Annotated in this window: 13 protein-coding genes and 2 tRNA genes; 9 read left to right on the top strand and 6 right to left on the bottom strand. The window is 66.9% G+C overall.

All coding sequences use genetic code 11. The features are described from left to right. Positions 1 to 128: 128 nt before the first annotated feature. Positions 129 to 578, bottom strand: a complete 450-nt coding sequence (locus CFB43_RS10900) for a MarR family winged helix-turn-helix transcriptional regulator (RefSeq protein WP_039367176.1) — start codon at positions 576 to 578, stop codon at positions 129 to 131. 62 nt (positions 579 to 640) lie between these two features. Further along, positions 641 to 1,786 (bottom strand): glycerate kinase, encoded by a 1,146-nt coding sequence (locus CFB43_RS10895; protein WP_089495047.1) that lies wholly within the window; start codon positions 1,784 to 1,786, stop codon positions 641 to 643. A 388-nt stretch (positions 1,787 to 2,174) separates the two neighbouring features. Between CFB43_RS10895 and tig the strand changes: the two genes are divergently transcribed. From tig to CFB43_RS10860, 7 genes are all read left to right on the top strand, one after another. Then, positions 2,175 to 3,521 (top strand): trigger factor, encoded by a 1,347-nt coding sequence (tig, locus tag CFB43_RS10890; protein WP_046545923.1) that lies wholly within the window; start codon positions 2,175 to 2,177, stop codon positions 3,519 to 3,521. 140 nt (positions 3,522 to 3,661) lie between these two features. Then, a complete protein-coding gene (gene clpP, locus CFB43_RS10885) occupies positions 3,662 to 4,315 on the top strand; it encodes an ATP-dependent Clp endopeptidase proteolytic subunit ClpP (RefSeq protein ID WP_010092137.1) in 654 nt (217 codons plus the stop codon). Positions 4,316 to 4,478: 163 nt separating this feature from the next. Next, positions 4,479 to 5,750 (top strand): ATP-dependent Clp protease ATP-binding subunit ClpX, encoded by a 1,272-nt coding sequence (gene clpX, locus CFB43_RS10880; RefSeq protein ID WP_006489345.1) that lies wholly within the window; start codon positions 4,479 to 4,481, stop codon positions 5,748 to 5,750. 199 nt (positions 5,751 to 5,949) lie between these two features. Then, positions 5,950 to 8,373 carry an endopeptidase La gene (lon, locus tag CFB43_RS10875; RefSeq protein ID WP_011352361.1) on the top strand — a complete coding sequence of 808 codons (2,424 nt, stop codon included), beginning with the start codon at positions 5,950 to 5,952 and terminating at the stop codon, positions 8,371 to 8,373. A gap of 204 nt (positions 8,374 to 8,577) precedes the next feature. Then, positions 8,578 to 8,653: transfer RNA gene (locus CFB43_RS10870), tRNA-Val, on the top strand. Between the two features lie 23 nt (positions 8,654 to 8,676). Beyond that, a tRNA-Asp gene (locus tag CFB43_RS10865) sits at positions 8,677 to 8,753 on the top strand. Between the two features lie 331 nt (positions 8,754 to 9,084). After that, on the top strand, positions 9,085 to 11,019 hold the full coding sequence (locus tag CFB43_RS10860; RefSeq protein WP_089495046.1) for a SurA N-terminal domain-containing protein: 1,935 nt from the start codon (positions 9,085 to 9,087) through the stop codon (positions 11,017 to 11,019). 70 nt (positions 11,020 to 11,089) lie between these two features. On the opposite strand, the gene CFB43_RS10855 is transcribed toward CFB43_RS10860, so the two are convergent. Further along, a complete protein-coding gene (locus tag CFB43_RS10855) occupies positions 11,090 to 11,764 on the bottom strand; it encodes an arylesterase (protein ID WP_089425623.1) in 675 nt (224 codons plus the stop codon). On the opposite strand from CFB43_RS10855, the gene CFB43_RS10850 reads away from it, so the two are divergent. Beyond that, positions 11,763 to 12,476 (top strand): ABC transporter ATP-binding protein, encoded by a 714-nt coding sequence (locus CFB43_RS10850; protein ID WP_089495045.1) that lies wholly within the window; start codon positions 11,763 to 11,765, stop codon positions 12,474 to 12,476. The two genes, CFB43_RS10855 and CFB43_RS10850, sit on opposite strands and share 2 nt — an antisense overlap. A 68-nt stretch (positions 12,477 to 12,544) precedes the next feature. On the opposite strand, the gene pgi is transcribed toward CFB43_RS10850, so the two are convergent. The 3 genes from pgi to CFB43_RS10835 form a co-directional block, all read right to left on the bottom strand. Continuing rightward, entirely contained in the window at positions 12,545 to 14,167 is a 1,623-nt protein-coding gene (pgi, locus tag CFB43_RS10845) for a glucose-6-phosphate isomerase (RefSeq protein WP_089495044.1), read from the bottom strand. 111 nt (positions 14,168 to 14,278) lie between these two features. Beyond that, positions 14,279 to 15,826, bottom strand: a complete 1,548-nt coding sequence (locus tag CFB43_RS10840) for an NAD(P)H-hydrate dehydratase (RefSeq protein ID WP_089495043.1) — start codon at positions 15,824 to 15,826, stop codon at positions 14,279 to 14,281. A gap of 52 nt (positions 15,827 to 15,878) precedes the next feature. After that, positions 15,879 to 17,180 (bottom strand): FAD-dependent oxidoreductase, encoded by a 1,302-nt coding sequence (locus CFB43_RS10835; RefSeq protein WP_089495042.1) that lies wholly within the window; start codon positions 17,178 to 17,180, stop codon positions 15,879 to 15,881. A gap of 331 nt (positions 17,181 to 17,511) precedes the next feature. On the opposite strand from CFB43_RS10835, the gene purL reads away from it, so the two are divergent. Beyond that, positions 17,512 to 21,576, top strand: a complete 4,065-nt coding sequence (gene purL, locus CFB43_RS10830) for a phosphoribosylformylglycinamidine synthase (RefSeq protein ID WP_089495041.1) — start codon at positions 17,512 to 17,514, stop codon at positions 21,574 to 21,576. Positions 21,577 to 21,581 lie beyond the last annotated feature (5 nt).

Below are 21,581 nucleotides of genomic sequence, written 5' to 3'. Positions count from 1 at the left end.
TGCGGTCCGTTTGCATCGCGTAGCGCGGCATGACGCAAAGCGGGCCGCCCAAGTCGCGGGTCAAGCGACCGGGGCGGCCCGTCGAATTCGTCGGATCAAACCTGCGGGCGCCTTGCTCGTGTCGCGGTTCAGTCGTCGCGCTCGGTCGCGTGCGCGACGACCTTGTCGAGCAGCCGTTCGAACGTCTGGCGTTCGCTGTCGGACAGGCACGCAAGCAAGCCGTCGTTCCACTTGCGCACGATCGGCATGATCTTGCGATGCAGCGCGCGGCCGTCGGCGGTCAGCGCGATCAGCACGATCCGGCCATCCTCCTCGCTTGCGCTGCGCTCGAGCAGCCCCTGGCGCAGCAGCGCCTCGGCTGCCCGGCTCGCCTGGCTCTTGTCGAGATTGGTGTGGCGTGCGAGATCCATGATCGAGAACGGGCCGAAGGCGCCGACGGCGGCGATCACGCGCGCCTCGGGCAGCGAGATGTCGAGCTTGTGCCGGTACACCTCGCCGATCCCGCGGTCGGAGCGCTTCGTGAGCGCATGGAGGCGATAGGTCAGAAACTGATCGAGCCCGGCTTGACGGCCTTTCATGTCGAATCCTGAAGAAAAAGGGCGGGCCCGATTGTTCCTGTATCGCGCGCTCGGGTCAACGGTCAGTGTGCGCCGTACTTCAGGCGTGTCAATTGCTCCGCTTCGTTCGCGAGCAGATTGGCCGCGTCGCGGATCGCGACGTCGAGCGTGATCGGCCCGGGAGCCGGCGAGAAGCAGCCGGAAAAATGTTCGGACAGGCGCGGCAGCGCGGCCGGGTCAACGGCGCCCGACAGCAGCGACGCGGGCACGCCGGCGGCCTGCGCGTGGCGGCATGCGATGAACGGCGCCTTGCCGTGCAGCGTCTGCACGTCCGAGCGGCCTTCGCCGGTGATCAGCCAGTCGGCGCCCGCGAGCGCCGTATCGAGCCCGACCTGCCGCGCGACCACTTCGGCGCCCGCTTCGAACTGCGCGCCGAGCATGTGCAGCGCGAAACCGAGGCCGCCCGCGGCGCCGGCGCCCGGCAGGTCGCGGCTGCGACGGTCGAGCGCGGCTTCGAGCAGGTCGGCGAAGCGGGCGAGGGCGGCGTCGAGGGTGGCAACCTGCCCGGGCGTCACGCCTTTTTGCGGGCCGAACACGGCGGTCGCGCCGTGCGCGCCCGTCAGCGGGTTGTCGACGTCGGACATGCCGACGAATTCCGTTTCCTTCAGCCGCGGGTCGAGCCCCGACGCGTCGATGCGCGCGATGTCGGCGAGCCGTGACGGCACGGGCTCGACCGATTGGCCGGCCGCGTCGAAGCACTGCAGGCCGAGGCCCGCGAGCAGCCCGGCGCCCGCGTCGTTGGTGCTGCTGCCGCCGAGCGCGACGAAGAAGCGGCGCACGCCTTCGTCGAGCAGCGTGCGGATCGCCTCGCCCATCCCGCGCGTGCTGCGCGCGTCGACCGGTACGCTCATGCCGACCGGATCCGTAATGCCGACGATCTCGGCCGTCTCGACGATCGCGGTGCGCGCATCGATCACGCCGACCGCCGCATCGCGTGCCGCGAGCGACGCGCCGGCCACCCGCAGCGCGCGCCGCGTGCCGCCGCCCGCCAGCATCGCGTCGAGCGTGCCTTCGCCGCCGTCGGCCATCGGGCAGCAGCGCACGACAGCGTCGGGCCGGGCCCGGCGGATGCCGGTGGCGATCGCGTCCGCGACCTGCTCGGCGGAAAGCGAGCCTTTGAACGAATCGGGCGCGATGACGACGACAGGCGCGGACGGGTGTTGCGGCATGGTGTCTCCGGAAGGCGTGATTGGTGTGACGAATATTGGGGCCGCGACGGCGGCGACCTCTCAATCGGAGCTTACAGGATGGCGGGGCCGTGGTGGATACGGCGTTCGGCATAGCGGCGATCCGCTTGCATTGCCGTGCAAAGGGCGGTTGACGCGGCGCGGACGCATGCGCGTCGCGCCGATCTGGCGGTGTGATGAAAATTGTTTGCTAGAATAGTCGATTCTTCCGGCCAAAGCCGTGCTCCGAGCCGCTTGCGCTAGCCATCCGGCGCGTGCAGGGATGGCGTGGCGCTCCGGCGCGGCGAGTGGATGTGACACACATCACGCCGCAGGCAGGCACGGCAAGGAAAACCCGATTCGCTCGAATAATTTTAGGACGATTGAAGCCATGGCTAACGTTGTTGAGAACCTCGGCAAGCTTGAACGCCGCGTGACGATTTCCCTGCCGAAAGACACCGTGCAGAAGGAAATCGACGCCCGTATCCAGAAACTCGCGAAGACCGTGCGCATGCCGGGTTTCCGCCCGGGCAAGGTGCCGGTGAAGATGGTCGCGCAACAGTACGCGGGCCAGGTCGAGGCGGAAGTGCTGAGCGACAAGATCGGCCAGGAATTCTTCACGATCAGCCGCGCGGAAAACCTGCGCGTCGCTGGCCAGCCGAGCTTCGAGCCGAAGCAGGAGCAGGCTGAAGGTGCATACGCGTTCGACGCGACGTTCGAGGTCTACCCGGAAGTCAAGATCGGCGATCTGGCGACGGCTGAAGTCGAGCGCTCGACGACGTCGATCGGCGACGCCGAAATCGACCGCACGCTGGACATCCTGCGCAAGCAGCGCGTGCACTTCCACGCACGTGGCGAAGCCGGCGAGCACGGCGACGGCGGCGCGGACACCGCAGCGAAGAACGGCGACCGCGTGACGGTCGACTTCGTCGGCAAGATCGACGACGTCGCGTTCCAGGGCGGCACGGCTGAAGATTTCCCGTTCGTGCTCGGCGAAGGCCGCATGCTGCCGGAATTCGAAACCGCGGCGCTGGGCCTGAAGGTCGGCGAATCGCGCACGTTCGACCTGGCGTTCCCGGAGGACTACCACGGCAAGGACGTCGCGGGCAAGACGGCGCAGTTCACGGTCACGATGAAGAAGATCGAGTGGCCGCACCTGCCGGAAATCGACGCGGAATTCGCGAAGTCGCTCGGCATCGAAGACGGCGACCTCACGAAGATGCGCGCCGAGATCAAGGAAAACCTCGAGCGCGAAGCGAAGCGTCGCACGCAGTCGATCGTCAAGAACCAGGTGATGGACGCGCTGCTGAAGATCTCCGAACTCGACGTGCCGAAGGCGCTGATCGAGCAGGACCAGCAACGTCTCGTCGAAATGGCTCGCCAGGACCTGGCGCAGCGCGGCGTGCCGAACGCGAAGGACGCACCGATCCCGGCCGAGATGTTCACCGAGCAGGCAGAACGCCGCGTGAAGCTGGGCCTCGTGCTGGCCGAGCTCGTGAAGTCGAACGGCCTCGAAGCGAAGCCGGAACAGATCCGCGCGGAAGTCGACGAGTTCGCGAAGAGCTACGAAGACCCGAAGGAAGTGGTCCGCTGGTATTATTCGAACCAGCAGCGCCTCGCCGAGATGGAAGCGTTCGTCGTTGAAAGCAACGTCGTCGATTTCGTGCTGGGCAAGGCGAAGGTGACGGACAAGGAAGTGAGCTTCGAAGCACTCGCGAGCGCATCGGCGCAAGCGTAAGTGTTGCTCTAGCGGCGTGCCGGCTGTCGGAGCGACGGCCCGCACGCCGTTTTTACGTCAAGCGCACGGTTGCCATTAATATGGCGATTGAGCGGGCGGCTTCCTTCCGTTCAATTTTCCATTCGAACAAGGTTCATTGAATGATCACTCGCGCTGAATTGCTGGACATGCTTGCTTCGAACGCGCCGCAGGGTTTCGAGGCGCAAGCGCTGGGGCTGGTGCCGATCGTCGTCGAAACGAGCGGCCGCGGCGAGCGTTCGTACGATATCTACTCGCGTCTCCTGAAGGAGCGCCTGGTGTTCATGGTCGGCGAAGTGAACGACCAGACCGCCAACCTCGTGGTCGCGCAGCTGCTGTTCCTCGAGAGCGAGAATCCCGACAAGGACATCAGCCTGTACATCAACAGCCCGGGCGGGTCGGTGTCGGCCGGCATGGCGATTTACGACACGATGCAGTTCATCAAGCCGGACGTGTCGACGCTGTGCATGGGCCTCGCGGCCAGTATGGGTGCGTTCCTGCTCGCGTCGGGTGCGAAGGGCAAGCGTTTCGCGCTGCCGAACTCGCGCGTGATGATTCACCAGCCGCTCGGCGGCGCACGCGGCCAGGCATCCGACATCGAGATCCAGGCACGCGAAATCCTCTACCTGAAGGAGCGGCTGAACCAGTTGCTCGCGCAGCACACGGGCCAGGACGTCGAGCGCATCGCGCGCGACACCGACCGTGATAACTTCATGTCGAGCGAGGACGCGAAGGCGTACGGGCTGATCGATCAGGTGCTGTTGAAGCGCCCGTGAGCTTAAACGGGGTGCCGCCCCGATTCGGGCGGCGCCATCAAACGTCCCGAGTGCCCTGAGCATCTGCGGCAAGCGCATCCAGCCGGCTCCGGTCGCGCCCTAGGCGCGGCGTCCGGAGCAATCGGCGTATCATGTCATTTACCTGTCCGGAGGCTCTACATTCATGGCGGACAAAAAAGGTTCGAACAGCGAGAAGCTGTTGTATTGCTCGTTTTGCGGAAAGAGCCAGCATGAGGTGAAAAAACTCATCGCGGGCCCGTCGGTGTTCATCTGCGATGAATGCATCGACCTCTGCAACGAAATCATTCGCGACGAGGCGGCTGCCGCCGGCGTCGAGGCCAGCCTGTCCCGGTCGGATCTCCCGAGCCCGCAGGAAATTCGCGACATCCTCGATCAGTACGTGATCGGCCAGGAGCGTGCGAAGAAAATCCTCGCGGTGGCCGTGTACAACCACTACAAGCGCCTGAAGCATCTCGACAAGAAGGACGACGTCGAGCTGTCGAAGAGCAACATCCTGCTGATCGGCCCGACGGGCTCCGGCAAGACGCTGCTCGCGCAGACGCTCGCGCGGTTGCTCAACGTGCCGTTCGTGATCGCCGATGCGACGACGCTGACCGAAGCCGGCTACGTCGGCGAGGACGTCGAGAACATCATCCAGAAGCTGTTGCAGAACTGCAACTACGAGGTCGACAAGGCCCAGCGCGGGATCGTCTACATCGACGAAATCGACAAGATCAGCCGCAAGTCGGACAACCCGTCGATCACGCGCGACGTGTCGGGCGAGGGCGTCCAGCAAGCGCTGCTGAAGCTCGTCGAGGGCACGATGGCGTCGGTGCCGCCGCAGGGTGGCCGCAAGCACCCGAACCAGGATTTCATCCAGGTCGACACGACCAACATCCTGTTCATCTGCGGCGGTGCATTCGACGGCCTCGAGAAGGTGATCACCGACCGTACCGAGAAAACCGGCATCGGCTTCGGCGCGACGGTCAAGAGCAAGCAGGAACGCGACGCGGGCGAAGTGCTGCGCGAAACGGAACCGGAAGACCTGATCAAATTCGGTCTGATCCCCGAATTGATCGGCCGCCTGCCGGTGGTCGCGACGCTCGGCAAGCTCGATGAAGCCGCGCTGATGAAGATCCTGGTCGAGCCGAAGAACGCGCTCGTCAAGCAGTATCACAAGCTGTTCGCGATGGAGCGCGTCGAGCTGGAGATCCGGCCGGGCGCACTGCAGGCAGTCGCCCGCAAGGCGATCCGCCGCAAGACCGGCGCGCGCGGTTTGCGTTCGATCATCGAACAGGCATTGCTCGACGTGATGTACGAGCTGCCGACGATGAAAGGGGTCAGCAAGGTCATCATCGACGAGAACGTTATCGATGGCGACGGCAAGCCTTTGCTGATCTACGAGGACACGCCGAAGGTGGCGGGTTCGAACTGACCGGCTTGCCGAGACGATGTTCTGCGAAAAAGGCCGTTCATGAGACCGTGGGCGGCTTTTTTTCGTTTATCTTGTGGGTAACTCTGACTCGACACGCGGTGGTTACTTTCTTACCGAATATTTCCCGCACTTGAAGGCTTGCAATTCGTTGTGGCGGCCTCAATTACCGAACAATTGATTCCACTCATGGGGAAATGAAATGTCAGGCACCCAACTTCTCCCGCCGGAACGCATCACGCTCCCGCTGCTGCCGCTGCGGGATGTCGTCGTTTTCCCGCACATGGTGATTCCGCTCTTCGTGGGCCGGCCGAAATCGATCAAGGCCCTCGAAGCAGCGATGGAAGGCGGCAAGCACATCATGCTCGTCGCCCAGAAAACCGCGGCCAAGGACGAACCGACCGAAAAGGACATGTACGAGGTCGGTTGTATCGCCAACATCCTGCAGATGCTGAAGCTGCCGGACGGCACCGTGAAGGTGCTCGTCGAGGGCCTGCAGCGCGCGAAGGCGTTGTCGATCGAAGAGCAGGAAACGCAATTCTCCTGCGAAGTGATGCCGCTCGAGCCCGATCACGCCGACAGCGCTGAAACGGAAGCGCTGCGCCGCGCGATCGTGTCGCAGTTCGACCAGTACGTGAAGCTGAACAAGAAGATCCCGCCGGAGATCCTCACGTCGCTGTCGGGCATCGACGAAGCAGGCCGCCTCGCCGACATGATCGCCGAGCGCCTGCCGCTGAAGCTCGACCAGAAGCAGCACATCCTCGAGATGTTCCCGGTCATCGAGCGCCTCGAGCATCTGCTCGCGCAGCTCGAAGCCGAGATCGACATCCTGCAGGTGGAAAAGCGCATCCGCGGGCGCGTGAAGCGCCAGATGGAAAAGAGCCAGCGCGAGTACTACCTGAACGAACAGGTCAAGGCGATCCAGAAGGAACTGGGCGAAGGCGAAGAGGGTGCGGATCTCGAGGAACTCGAGAAGCGCATCAATGCCGCGCGCATGCCGAAGGAAGCGAAGAAGAAGGCCGACGCCGAGCTGAAGAAGCTGAAGCTGATGTCGCCGATGTCGGCGGAAGCCACCGTCGTGCGCAACTACATCGACACGCTGATCGGCCTGCCGTGGCGCAAGAAGAGCAAGGTCAACAACGACCTGTCGAACGCCGAGCAGGTGCTCGACGAGGATCACTTCGGCCTCGAGAAGGTGAAGGAACGTATCCTCGAGTATCTCGCGGTCCAACAGCGCGTCGACAAGGTGAAGGCGCCGATCCTGTGCCTCGTCGGGCCTCCGGGCGTCGGCAAGACCTCGCTCGGCCAGTCGATCGCCCGCGCGACGAACCGCAAGTTCGTCCGGATGGCGCTCGGTGGCGTGCGTGATGAAGCCGAGATCCGTGGCCACCGCCGGACGTACATCGGTTCGATGCCGGGCAAGATCCTGCAGAGCCTCACGAAGGTCGGCGTGCGCAATCCGCTCTTCCTGCTCGACGAAGTCGACAAGATGGGCATGGATTTCCGCGGCGATCCGTCGTCGGCGCTGCTCGAAGTGCTCGATCCGGAACAGAACCACACGTTCGCCGACCACTACATCGAAGTCGACTTCGACCTGTCGGACGTGATGTTCGTCGCGACGTCGAACTCGCTGAACATCCCGCCGCCGCTGCTCGACCGGATGGAAGTGATCCGCCTGTCGGGTTACACGGAAGACGAGAAGGTCAGCATCGCCCAGCGTTACCTGCTGCCGAAGCAGAAGAAGAACAACGGGCTGAAGGAAGGCGAGATCGAGGTCACCGAGCAGGCGATCCGCGACATCATCCGCTACTACACGCGTGAAGCCGGTGTGCGTTCGCTCGAGCGGGAAGTGTCGAAGATCTGCCGCAAGGTCGTGAAGATGCTGCTGCTGAAGAAGGCATCGGGCGCGATCAAGGTCGACGGCGAAAACCTCGATACGTTCCTCGGTGTACGCAAGTACGACTTCGGCCTCGCGGCGAAGGAAAACCAGGTCGGTCAGGTGACGGGCCTCGCGTGGACGGAAGTCGGTGGCGATCTGCTGACGATCGAAGCCGCGGTGATGCCGGGCAAGGGCAACGTGATCCGTACGGGTTCGCTCGGCGACGTGATGAAGGAGTCGGTCGAGGCGGCACGTTCGGTCGTGCGCTCGCGCTCGCGTCGTCTCGGCATCAAGGACGAAGCGTTCGAGAAGCAGGACATCCACATCCACGTACCGGAAGGCGCGACGCCGAAGGACGGTCCGTCCGCAGGCGGTGCGATGACGACCGCGCTGGTGTCGGTGCTGACGGGTATTCCCGTGCGTGCCGATGTCGCGATGACGGGCGAAATCACGCTGCGTGGTGAAGTCCTGCCGATCGGTGGTCTGAAGGAGAAGCTGCTCGCCGCGCATCGCGGTGGCATCAAGCTCGTGCTGATCCCGGAAGAGAACGTGAAGGATCTCGCCGAGATTCCGGACAACGTGAAGAACGCGATCGAGATCGTGCCGGTCCGCTGGATCGACAAGGTGCTGGAACTCGCGCTCGAGCGTTCGCCGACCCCGTTGCCGCCGGAAGAAGAGGCGAAGGCGGCGGCACCGGTTGCTGATGCGGCGAAGGATGCCGGCTCGACGGAATTCGTCAAGCACTAAGCATCGGAACATCGTCGTTCCTGACGGTTGTTCACGAAACCCGCGGCATGGCCGCGGGTTTTTTTATGCGTCGCCGAATCGTGTGCGTGAACGTTTAAAAAATTCGCGTCAGGGCTTTGCAAAATGATCGGGGATGAATTAAACTTGCGGGCTCGCTGGTTGTTGATGCCGAAACGCAGATCGCAGCCAGAACGAATCGGAAACGGGTGCTTAGCTCAGCTGGTAGAGCGGCGCCCTTACAAGGCGTAGGTCGGGGGTTCGAACCCCTCAGCACCCACCAGTTTCCTGATTCAGCCAGACCAAGGAGCGGTAGTTCAGTCGGTTAGAATACCGGCCTGTCACGCCGGGGGTCGCGGGTTCGAGTCCCGTCCGCTCCGCCAGAAGATGAAGAAGCCCGCCTTGTGCGGGCTTTTTCATTTGCATCGTCCGTTGCGCCCGCTTGCCGGGCGCGTGACTGCGGAGTGGAGGAAGCTGCCTGCGCGGCTTCCGGCGGGGCCGGAAGGACTGCGCTTGCAAGCGCAGCCGCCGCCTGCAGGATGTAGGCGAGTCCCGTCCGCTCCGCCAAACGAACAAAAATGCCTGCCGAGTGCGGGCATTTTTGTTTTGTGCGCCTGTTTGCCGCGCCGTAGTCGCCCACGCGACGCCTGCTTTTCTCCCGTCCCACCCCGTATGTTGTAATATCGGACGTTTTGTCCAATTTTCCCGTCACGCATGCTCGATTTCTTCCGTAATCACCAGCGCCTGATGATGGCGCTCCTGCTCCTGATCGTGTTGCCGGGGCTGGGTTTCGTCGGGATCCAAGGCTTCCGCGGCTTCTTCGACGACAGCGCGAACGTCGCGGCAGTCAACGGGCACAAGATCACGCGGGTCGAATTCGACGGCGCGTTCCGTCAGCAGATCGACCAGGCGCGTCAGGCGCTCGGCGGGCAGTTCGACATCAAGATGTTCGATACGCCCGAGCACCGCAAGCAGGTGCTCGACGGCCTGATCCAGCAACGCGTGCTGGCCGACGAGACCCAACGTCTGCACCTGACCGCATCCGACAACGCCGTGCGCGACGCGCTGATGAGCGACCCGATGATTGCGTCGCTGAAGAAGCCCGACGGTTCGATCGATGTCGAGCGCTATGCGCAACTGCTGTCGTTCCAGGGGATGACGCCCGAGCAGTATCAGGAGCGCGTGCGCTACAGCCTCTCGCTGCAACAGATTCCGGCCAGCATCGTGTCGAGCGCATTCACGCCGAAGAGCCTCGCGCAACGCCTGTCCGAACTCGCGGCGCAGCAGCGCGAAGTGCAGGCGCTCGTGCTGAAGACGAGCGACTTCGCCGCGAAGGTTCAACCGACCGATGCGCAGCTCGCCGCGTACTATGACGCGCACAAGCAGAGCTTCGCGACGCCGGAGACCGCGACGATCCAGTACCTCGTCTATTCGCCCGCCGCAGCGGCCGCGGGCGCGCAGCCGACCGAGACGGACATCAAGAAGTTCTATGACGACAACCCGACGCACTTCCGCACCGAAGCACAGGTGCGCGTGAGCCACATCTTCATCGCCGCGCCGGGCAACGCAAGCGCGGCCGACAAGGCTGCGGCGAAGGCGAAGGCCGAGCAGCTGCTGGCCGACGTGAAGGCGCATCCGGACCAGTTCGCGCAGATCGCGCAGAAGAGCTCGCAGGACGCACCGTCGGCCGCGAAGGGCGGCGACCTCGGCTTCATCACGCGTGGCTCGACGGCAGGCGGCAAGGCGTTCGACGATGCCGCGTTCGCGCTCAAGCAGGGCGACGTGAGCGGTGTCGTGCAGTCGGATCTGGGCTTCCACATCCTGAAGGCAACGGAAGTGAAGCCGGCCGCCGTCAAGCCGTTCGCTGACGTGAAGGACCAGATCGCAGTCGAGCTCAAGCAGCAGTACGCATCGAAGGCGTTCACGGACAACGCGGAAGGCTTCACGTCCACCGTCTATGAAAAGGCGAAGACGCTGCAGCCGGCCGCGGACAAGTACAAGCTGACGATCCAGACGGCCACCGTCACGCCGACGCCGAATCCGCAGCTGCCGCCGACGAGCCCGCTGAACAATCCGAAGTTCCTGGCCGCGGTGTTCGCCAACGACTCGGTGAAGAGCCAGAACAACACGCAGGCGATCGACGTCGGCAACAACACGCTGATCTCGGCGCGCGTGACCGACTACAAGCCGGCCGCCGTGCCCGCGCTCGACGCGATCAAGGACGTCGTGCGCCAGAAGGTCGTGGCCGAACAGGCTGCGGAACTCGCGAAGAAGGACGGCGCGGCGAAGCTCGCCGAACTGCAGAAGTCGAAGTCGGTCGACGGGTTCGCGGCCGCGCAGAAGGTGTCGCGCACGCAGTCGCAGGGCCTGACGCCGGCGGCACTGAGCGCCGTGTACAAGGTCGATGCGAAGACGCTGCCGGCGTACGTCGGTGTCGATCTCGGCGCGGACGGCTATGCGATCTACCGCGTGAACGCGGTGATCCCGGGTTCGGCGGTCGATCCGCAGCAACTGGCCGCCGCACAGCAGCAGATGGCGCAGGTCGACGCGCAGAGCGAAGGCGAAGCGTATCTCGCCGCACTGCGTGACCGCTCGAAGGTGAAGCTGTACGGCTCGACGGCCAGCCAGTCGCAGGACGGCGACAACTGAGCGTCGTTTCGCACGCAACAAAAAGCCCCGCTTCATGCGGGGCTTTTTGTTTTCCGGCGGGGCGGCAGCGTCAGCCGCGCGGCTTGCCGAGCAGCGGCTTCAGCGCAGGCCAGACGTTGTCGAGCAGAATGCCTTGCGCCTGTTGCGCGGGATGCATCTGGTCGGCCTGGAACAACTCCGGCTTGTTCTCGATGCCGGCCAGCAGGAACGGCACGAGCGGCACGCCGAGATCCTTCGACAGCCGCGTATAGACGGCGTGGAACTTCTGCGTATAGTCGGGGCCGTAATTGGGTGGCACATACATGCCGACCAGCACGACCTTCGCCCGCGCCTGTCGCGCGCCGGCGATGATGTCGCGCAGGTTCTGCTCGGTCGTGGCGAGCGGCACGCCGCGCAGCGCATCGTTCGACCCGAGCTCGACGACGACGATCGACGGCTTGAGCCGTTGCAGCACCGCGGGCAGCCGCGCGCGGCCGCCGCTCGTGGTGTCGCCGCTGACGCTGGCGTTCGCGACGCTATAATCGATTCGCTCGGTCGTGAGCCGTTGCCGCAGCAATGCCACCCAGCCGGTGTCGCGCGGCAGCCCGTATTCGGCCGACAGGCTGTCGCCGAGCACGACGATCACGGGCTGGCCTGATGTCGCCGCCGGCGTCGTTGCGGCGCGCGCCGGCACGGTGGCAGCGAGCAGGGTGCCCAGCAGCGCGGCGACCGCCGCGCGTCTTTTCCAGCGAAATGTCGTGTCCATGTTCAAGATTCCCGATCCGATCATCGAAGTCCATGACGTATGCAAGCGGGTCGCCGATGCAACGGGCGAGCTGACGATCCTCGACGGCATCACGCTCGCCGTGCAGCCGGGCAGCAGCCTCGCGATCGTCGGCGCGTCGGGCTCGGGTAAATCGACGCTGCTCGGCCTGCTTGCCGGGTTGGACAGCGCGACGAGCGGCACGGTTCGCCTGCTCGGTCGCGCGCTCGACCAGCTCGACGAGGATGCGCGCGCGGCGCTGCGCAACGGCGCAGTCGGCTTCGTGTTCCAGTCGTTCCAGTTGATGCCGCACCTGACGGCGCTCGAGAACGTCATGCTGCCGCTCGAGCTGCAGGGCGGCATCAGCGCGCGTGAAGCAGCCGATCGTGCCCGGGCGCTGCTCGTGCAGGTCGGTCTCGGCGAGCGTACCGCGCATTATCCGAAGCTGTTGTCCGGGGGCGAGCAGCAGCGTGTCGCGCTTGCGCGCGCATTCGTCACGCGCCCGGCGATCCTGTTCGCCGACGAGCCGACCGGCAGCCTCGATGCGGCCACCGGCCATGCGGTCATCGACCTGATGTTCGAGCTGAACCGCACGCACGGCGCCACGCTCGTGCTCGTCACGCACGATGTCGAACTCGCACGCCGCTGCGCGACGACCGTGACGATCGACGCCGGACGCATCGTCGAGCCGCACGCGGAGCAGCGCGGCACCTGAATTGAGCGGCCGGCCGCGCAAGCAGGGCTGCGCGGCCGGCATCGGCATGACGCCGATACCTGAGAGCGTCAGCGCTTCAGCGCCGCGCGGGCGCGCTCGATCAGCGCGGTGGTCGACGAGTCGTGCTTGGCCGGATCGACCGACTCGGACGTCAGGTCGGCTTCCACCACCTTGCCGAGAATCTTGCCGAGCTCGACGCCCCACTGGTCGAACGGATTGATGTCCCACACCGTTGCCTGCACGAGCACCTTGTGTTCATACAGCGCGATCAGCGCGCCGAGCGTGCGCGGCGTCAGCGCATCGACAAGCAGCGTCGTCGTCGGGCGGTTGCCCGGGAACGTCAGGTGCGGCGCGAGCGCCTCCTTGCCCGGGCCCGCCACCTTGCGCGCTTCGTCGAGCGTGCGGCCGAGCATCAGCGCCTCGCTCTGCGCAAAGCAGTTCGCCAGCAGCTTCGGATGATGGCTCGCGAGCGGATGCTCGGGCGTCAGCACCGCGATGAAGTCGATCGGCACGATCGTCGGCCCCTGGTGCAGCATCTGGAAGAACGCGTGCTGGCCGTTGGTGCCCGGCTCGCCCCACGTGACGGCGGAGGTCGGGTAGTCGACGAAGGTGCCGTCCAGGCGCGCGGATTTACCGTTGCTCTCCATTTCGAGCTGCTGCAGGTACGACGGCAGGTAGTGCAGCGCTTCCGAATACGGTGCGACGAGATAGCTCTGCGAACCGAAGAAATTCCGGTACCAGATGCCGATCAGGCCGAGCAGCACGGGCAGGTTGCGCTCGAGCGGCGCTTCGCGGAAATGTCGGTCCATGTCGTTCGCGCCCGCCAGCAGCTCGTCGAACTGCTCGGGGCCGATCGCGATCATGATCGACAGGCCGACTGCCGACCACAACGAATAGCGGCCGCCGACCCAGTCCCACATTTCGAACACGTTGTCCGCGGCGATGCCGAACTTCACGACTTCGGCCGGGTTCGCCGACACGCCGACGAAGTGCTTCGCGAGCGCGTCCTCGGGGCAGCCGCGCGCGACGAACCAGTCGCGCAGCGAGCGAGCATTCGTCATCGTCTCGAGCGTCGTGAAAGTCTTCGACACGATGATCGCGAGCGTTTCCTCCGGATCGACCTGCTCGAGCACGCGCGCGAGATCGGCGCCGTCGACGTTCGACACGAAGTGCGTGGTGATGTCAGGCGTCGCGACGTGATGCAGTGCATGCACGACCATCTTCGGCCCGAGATCGGAGCCGCCGATGCCGATGTTGATCACGTGGCGGATGCGCTTGCCGGTGTAGCCCGTCCACGTGCCGCTGCGCACGGCGCGCGCGAAGGTCGCCATCTTCGCGCGCTCGGCGCTGATCTGTGCGTGGAACGGCGCTTGCGGATCGGTCGCGCGCAGCGCGGTGTGCAGCGCGGCACGGCCCTCGGTCGGGTTGACGATCTCGCCCGCGAACATCGCGTCGCGGCGTGCTTCGACGCCCGCGTCGCGCGCGAGTTGCACGAGCAGGCGCAGCGTCTCGTCATTGATGCGGTTCTTCGAGAAATCTGCGGCGAGGCCGCCGCCTGCGAGCGTGAAGCGCTCGGCACGCGTCGGCGCGTGGTCGTGTTCCGGCGCGAACCAGTCGCGCAGGCGAGCATGGCGGATTTGCTCGAAGTGGGATTGAAGGGCAGTCCAGGCGGGGAGCGAATTCAGCGTCATGGCGGTTCGAGTGAAGCGTGAATCGGGAGGAATGCCGCGCCGGCTCATCGGGATCGGAAGGCCGGCGGACGAGAGGGCCCGCCGTGCGGCGGGGCAGTCAGTATAGCGGCGTTATGTGTCGGCGCGCGGCGACGCGTAAAAAACGCGATTGATCAGCGTGCGCACCATCGGCGCGAGTTCGCCGGCCGTGAGGCCGGCCGGGCCGGTGCCGTGTGCGGTCAGCGTGTCGGCCGCGAGGCCGTGCAGGTAGACGCCCGCGAGCGCTGCCTCGTACGGTGCGACGCGCTGCGCGAGCAACGCGCCGATCAGTCCGCCGAGTACGTCGCCGGTGCCGCCCGTGGCGAGCGCCGCATTGCCGGTCGGATTGATCGTCACGCGGCCGTCGGATGCCGCAATCACCGTGCCCGAGCCTTTCAGCACGACGTTCGCTACGTAGCGAGCCGCGAGCGCTTGCGCGGCCGTCACGCGGTCGCGCTGGATCGTCGCCGTGTCGCTGCCGAGCAACCGGGCGGCTTCGAGCGGATGCGGCGTCAGCACGCACGGATTGCCGCGCGTACCGCGCGTGGCGACGGCGGTCGCGAGATCGGCATGTGTCGCGACGAGGTTCAGCGCATCGGCATCGAGCAGCGTCGCGGCATCGTGTGCGAGCACGTCGCGCACGAGCGTCGCCGCCGCCTCGCGCGTGCCCAGCCCGCAGCCGGCCGCGATGGCGGTCATCGCGCCGAGATCGAGGCCGTCGGCCGGATGCAGCATCAGTTCGGGGAACGGCGGGTCGTACGGCGGCGCGCCGGCGCCGAGGAAGCCGACGTGCACCTTGCCGGCACCGGCGAACAGCGCGGCGCGGGCGGCCAGGATCGGCGCGCCGCACATGCCCGTGTCGCCGCCGAGTACCGCGAGACTGCCGAACGTGCCCTTGTGGGACGCGAATGCGCGCGCGGGCAGGGCGGCGGCGAACCGCGCGGGCGCGTTCAGCACGATGGCCGGCGCGGCGGGGGGCGCGACGTCGAGCGCGGCGACGTCGATCTCGCCGGCGAGATCGCGGCCTTCGCCCGTATAGAGGCCCGGCTTCGCGGCGATGAAGGTGAGCGTATGGGTGGCGGCGACGGCGACGCCCGCGCCGACGATCTGGCCCGTATCGCTGTCGAGCCCGCTCGGCACATCGAGTGCGAGCACGTGGCCGCCGCTGCGCGCATGCGCGGCGATGCGCTGGGCCTGCTCGGCGAATGCGCCGTCGAGCGCGCGGCCGAGACCGATGCCGAACAGCCCGTCGACGATCCATGCAAAGCTGTCCAGCGAAGCAGGCGGTGTGGCGGATAGCGGTACGCCCGCCGCGCGCGCGAGGCCGAGCGCCCATTGCGCGTCGTCTGGTTTGACTGGCACCGGCATCCACGCTTGCGTGGCGACGCCGAGCTGCTGGAGGTGAGCGGCGGCAACCAGCGCGTCACCGCCGTTGTTGCCCGGGCCGACCGCGAACCACACGGGCCGGTCGTCGCCGGCCATGCGCTCGGACAGCCAGTGCGCGGCGGCGGCGCCGGCGCGACCCATCAGCGTATGCGGCGGCAGCGCCGCCGCGGCGTCGGTTTCGGCCGTGCGCAGCTCGGTGACGCGCAGCAGCGCGATCGGATCGGAATCGGGGAGCGGGCGGGTATTGACGGTCATCGCGGGGTCGTGGCGGCTGGCTAGGTGGCCGCCGGGAGCGGGCCCGCGGCGGTCAGGTCGTGAAGCGCCCGGCGCGCAGCGCGGCGAGCGTGTCGGCGGGCCAGTGCTGCACGTCGCCGCCCAGATAGTCGGTCACCACTTTAGCAGACCCGCAGGCGAGCCCCCAGCCGGCCGGGCCGTGTCCGAAATTGACGAACACGCGCGGATGCGGGGTCGGACCGACGACCGGCAGGCCGTCCGGCGACAGCAACTGCGTGCCTTGCCACGACAACGCGGCCGAGATGCGCGCGGCGCCGGGCACCCAGTCGTGGACGGCCTGGCCGAGCAGCGCGAGCGCGGCCTCGGACAGCGGCTCGGCGAGCGGCTTCGCGGTATCGGGCAGGCTCTGCAGCACGGCGCCGCCGCCGACGCGCAGCCGCTGGTGAGTGCGCGTGATAGAGATCCGCTTAATCGAATCGATGACGTTCAGGTGCGGCGCGTGTTCTTCGTACGCGACCGGTGCGGTGAGCGTATGGACGCGCACCGGGTGCAGCGGCAGACGCCAGCCGAGCCGGTCGAGCAGCGGCAGGCTGCCGGCGCCGGCGGCGACCACGATCGCATCGGCGGAAATCACGTCGACCTCGCGTGCGTTCGACGCGCGCCGGTCGCCGGGCGGGACGAGCTCGACCGCGGCACGGCCGGTGTCGACGCGGATCGCGGCGACTTCCGCGCCGAAGCGGAACTGCACGCCGTGCTCGTCGAGCGTCTGCTTGACCAGTTTCGCGAACAGCGGGCAATTGCCGGTGCGTTCGGTCTCGAGCAGCACGCCGCCGGCGAAGCCGGGTTCGGCCGGCACCGACGGTTCGAGCGTCGCGCATTCGTCGGCGGAGAGCAGGCGGTACGGCTGGTCGAGCGTGCGCAGCAGGTCGAGCGCCGGCTGCATCGCGTCCCAGTCGCGCGGATCGCGCACCACGTGCAGGATGCCGGGCTTCTGTTCGAATTCGAGTTCGAGGCGCGTCTCGATGTCGGCGAGCGTGTCGCGCGACGCATCGATCAGCGGGCGCAGCCGCGCGTACTGGGCGGCGAACGCGTCGGGTTCGCGCAGCGTGCCGAGCTGCTTGACGAAGCGGCGCACGCCGCCGTTGAAGCCCGGCTTGTAGACGATGCCGCTGTCGCGCGGCTGGCGCTGGCGCATGAAGGTCGGGCCGAACCAGACGTCGAGCGGGCTCGGCAGCAGCGCGCCGCCGTCGCCGTAGGTCGCACCCTGCGCGACGGTGGCGTGACGTTCGACCACGCACACGCGATGGCCGGCCGCGCGCAACTGGTAGGCGGTGGCGACGCCGCTGATTCCGCCGCCGATGACGATGACATCCATGGATTGCTTCGATGACGGGCGGCGCGCAGGCGCCGCCCGGTGAGAATTCGCTGAGGGCCCCGGCCCGGTGAACCCGGAATGATAGCGCCAAAATCGCGGGAACCGGCGCCGGGCGAGCACGGTCCGTGCAGCCGCGCCACGGCCGCCGGCTGCCGCGCCCGCGCGGGGCGGCCCGGCGGGCGGGCTGTGCGCGGCGCGCACCGTGGCACCGTTGCGGTGCATGAGGGCTACCGATTGGCCGGTCTGGGGCGACCGACTTCCGGGTATAATTACGGCCTTCCTTTCGCCCCACGTCGCCACCTCGCGCGACTCATCGACGTCAGTCCAGCCCATGGCTCACTTCTCGTGTTTTCCCGGCGCTTCGGCCCTCTCCGATTTCCGTCAAACCCGTCTGCTCGACACGCTCAAGCAAATCGACGCCAACATCGTCGCGGTGCGCGGGCAGTTCCTGCACTTCGTCAATGCGGCCGAGCCGCTGTCGGCCGACGACAGCGCGCGCATCGACGCGCTGATGCACTACGGCGCGCCGTTCGAGCCGGCGACCGAGAAGGGCACCGCCGAGACCTTCGTCGTGCTGCCGCGCTTCGGCACGGTCTCGCCGTGGGCGAGCAAGGCGACCGACATCGCGCAGCACTGCGGCCTCACGCAGGTGCGCCGCATCGAGCGCGGCGTCGAATTCACGGTCACGCTGAAGTCGGGCCTGCTCGGCGGCAAGAAGGCGCTGTCGGACGACGCGCGCGCAGCCGTGGCAGCCGCGCTGCATGACCGGATGACCGAAAGCGTGGTCGCCGCACGCGACGACGCGAAGCACCTGTTCGACGAACTGCCGGCCAAGCCGCTCGCGCGCGTCGACGTGCTGGGCGTCGGCCGCGGCGCGCTCGAACGCGCGAACGTCGAGCTGGGCCTCGCGCTCGCCGACGACGAGATCGACTACCTGGTCGACGCGTTCCGCAAGCTCGAACGCAACCCGACCGACGTGGAACTGATGATGTTCGCGCAGGCGAACAGCGAGCACTGCCGCCACAAGATCTTCAACGCGCAGTGGACGATCGACGGTGAACCGCAGGACATGTCGCTGTTCGCGATGATCCGCAACACCGAGAAGCTGAACCCGCAGGGCACGATCGTCGCGTATTCGGACAACTCGTCGATCATGGTCGGCGCCGAAGCCGAACGCTGGTTCCCGCGCAACACAGGCGCGGCCGGCGAGCCGGGTGAACGCTATGGCCGCCACACCGAGCTCACGCACACGCTGATGAAGGTCGAGACGCACAACCACCCGACGGCGATCTCGCCGTTCCCGGGTGCGGCGACCGGCGCGGGCGGCGAGATCCGCGACGAAGGCGCGACGGGCCGCGGTGCGCGCCCGAAGGCCGGCCTCACGGGCTTCACCGTGTCGAACCTCGATCTGCCCGACGCACGCCAGTCGTGGGAAAACGCGCGCGACGCGGCCCAGCCGGTCGGCGAGCGCAACCCGAACGAGGCGCACGGCCCGTACGGCCGCCCCGACCGCATCGCGTCGCCGCTGCAGATCATGATCGACGGCCCGCTCGGCGGCGCCGCGTTCAACAACGAATTCGGCCGTCCGAACCTCGGCGGCTATTTCCGCGTGTACGAGCAGAACGTCGGCGGGAAGGTGCACGGCTATCACAAGCCGATCATGATCGCGGGCGGTCTCGGCAACATCGCCGACCAACATACGCACAAGCACGACGTGCCGGCCGGCTCGCTGCTGATCCAGATCGGCGGCCCGGGCATGCGCATCGGCATGGGCGGCGGCGCCGCGAGCTCGATGGCGACCGGCGCGAACACGGCCGAACTCGACTTCGACTCGGTGCAGCGCGGCAACCCGGAAATCGAGCGTCGCGCCCAGGAAGTGATCAACGGCTGCTGGCAGCTCGGCGCGGAAAACCCGATCCTGAGCATCCACGACGTCGGCGCGGGCGGCCTGTCGAACGCGTTCCCCGAGATCGTCGACGGTGCGGGCAAGGGCGCGCGCTTCGAGCTGCGCAAGGTCGCGCTCGAGGAGTCGGGCCTGTCGCCGCGCGAAATCTGGTCGAACGAAGCGCAAGAGCGCTACGTGCTGGCGATCGCGCCGGCCGATCTGCCGCGCTTCGAGGCGATCTGCGCCCGCGAGCGCTGCCCGTTCGCGGTGGTCGGTGTCGCGACCGACGAGCGCCAGCTGAAGCTCGTCGACGACGAAGCGACGGGCGCCGACGAATACCCGGTCGACATGCCGATGGAAGTGCTGCTCGGCAAGCCGCCGCGCATGCATCGCGACGTCACGCGCGTGGCGACCGAGCGTGCGCCGGTCGACGTGACGGGCATCGTGTTGTCGGCGGTCGCGGTCGACGTGCTGAAGCACCCGACGGTCGGCAGCAAGTCGTTCCTGATCACGATCGGCGACCGCTCGGTCGGCGGCACGTCGGTGCGCGACCAGATGGTCGGCCCGTGGCAGGTGCCGGTGGCCGACTGCGCGGTCACCGCGCTCGACTACGCGGGCTTCAAGGGCGAGGCGATGACGATGGCCGAGCGCACGCCGCTCGCCGTGATCAATGCGCCGGCATCGGGCCGCATGGCGGTCGGCGAGGCGATCACGAACATCGCGAGCGCGCCGATCGCGGCGCTCGACAAGCTGAAGCTGTCGGCGAACTGGATGGCGGCATGCGGTACGGCCGGCGAGGACGCCGCGCTGTTCGATACGGTCAAGGCGATCGGCATGGAGCTGTGCCCGGCGCTCGGGATCGGCATCCCGGTCGGCAAGGATTCGCTGTCGATGAAGACGAAGTGGGACGAGCAGGGCGTCGCGAAGGAAGTGGTGTCGCCGGTGTCGCTGATCATCTCCGCGTTCGCGCCGGTCGAGGACGTGCGCCGTCACCTGACGCCGCAACTGCGCCGCATCGCCGACGCGGGCGACAGCGTGCTGATCGCGATCGATCTCGGCCGCGGCAAGAACCGAATGGGCGGCAGCATCTTCGCGCAGGTCACGCAGCAGGTCGGCGACACGACGCCGGACGTCGACGACGCGGAAGACCTGAAGCGCTTCTTCAACGCGATCCAGTCGCTCAATGCGCAAGACAAGCTGCTGGCCTACCACGACCGCTCGGACGGCGGCCTGTGGGCGACGGTGTGCGAAATGGCGTTCGCGGGCCACGCGGGCGTGTCGCTGAACGTCGACATGCTGACGCTCGACCCGAATCACGAATCCGACTACGGCGACGCGAAGGACTGGGCGAAGCAGACGAGCGGCCGCCGCGAGGATCGCACGCTGCGCGCGCTGTTCTCCGAGGAACTCGGCGCCGTCGTGCAGGTGCGTGCAACCGATCGCGACGCGGTGCTCGGCGCGCTGCGCGAGTTCGGCCTGTCGGCGTGCTCGCACGTGATCGGCTCGGTCAACGATCGCGACGTGATCGAGGTATACCGCGACGCGAAGAAGATCTTCGACGCACCGCGCACCGAACTCCATCGCGCATGGAGCGAAGTGAGCTGGCGCATCGCGCGCCTGCGCGACAACCCCGCGTGTGCGGATGCCGAATACGACGCACTGCTCGACGCGGCCGATCCGGGTATCTCGCCGGTGCTGAGCTTCGATCCGGCCGACGACATCGCCGCGCCGTTCATCGCGACGGGCGCACGGCCGCGCGTCGCGATCCTGCGCGAGCAGGGCGTGAACTCGCATCTGGAAACGGCCTACGCGTTCGACCGCGCGGGCTTCGATGCACACGACGTGCACATGAGCGACCTGCTCGCCGGCCGTGCCACGCTCGCCGATTTCGCGGGTGCGGTCGCATGCGGCGGCTTCTCGTACGGCGACGTGCTGGGCGCGGGCGAAGGCTGGGCGAAGACGATCCGCTTCAACGCGAACCTCGCCGACATGTTCTCGGCCTTCTTCGCACGTCCCGACACGTTCGCGCTCGGCATCTGCAACGGTTGCCAGATGCTGTCGAGCCTCGCGTCGATGATCCCGGGCGCGGAGGCGTGGCCGAAGTTCACGCGCAACAAGTCCGAGCAGTTCGAGGCGCGTTTCTCGTTCGTCGAAGTGGAGAAGTCGCCGTCGATCTTCTTCGCGGGGATGGAAGGTTCGCGGATTCCGGTCGCGGTCGCGCACGGCGAAGGCTATGCGGACTTCTCGCAGCAGGGCGACATCGATCGCGTCGCGGTCGCGATGCGTTACGTCGACCACCGCGGCGAAGCCACCGAGCGTTATCCGTTCAACCCGAACGGCTCGCCGGCCGGCATCACGTCGGTCACGACGGCCGACGGGCGCTTCTCGGTGCTGATGCCGCACATGGAGCGCGTGCATCGCACGGTCGCGATGAGCTGGCACCCGGAAAGCTGGGGTGAAGCGAGCCCGTGGATGCGCGTGTTCCGCAACGCGCGCCGCTGGATCGGCTGATCGGG

The organism is Burkholderia sp. AU15512 (assembly GCF_002223325.1).
In the GTDB taxonomy this organism is placed as follows: Bacteria; Pseudomonadota; Gammaproteobacteria; order Burkholderiales; family Burkholderiaceae; genus Burkholderia.
This window is presented reverse-complemented; position numbering and strand designations above follow the sequence as displayed.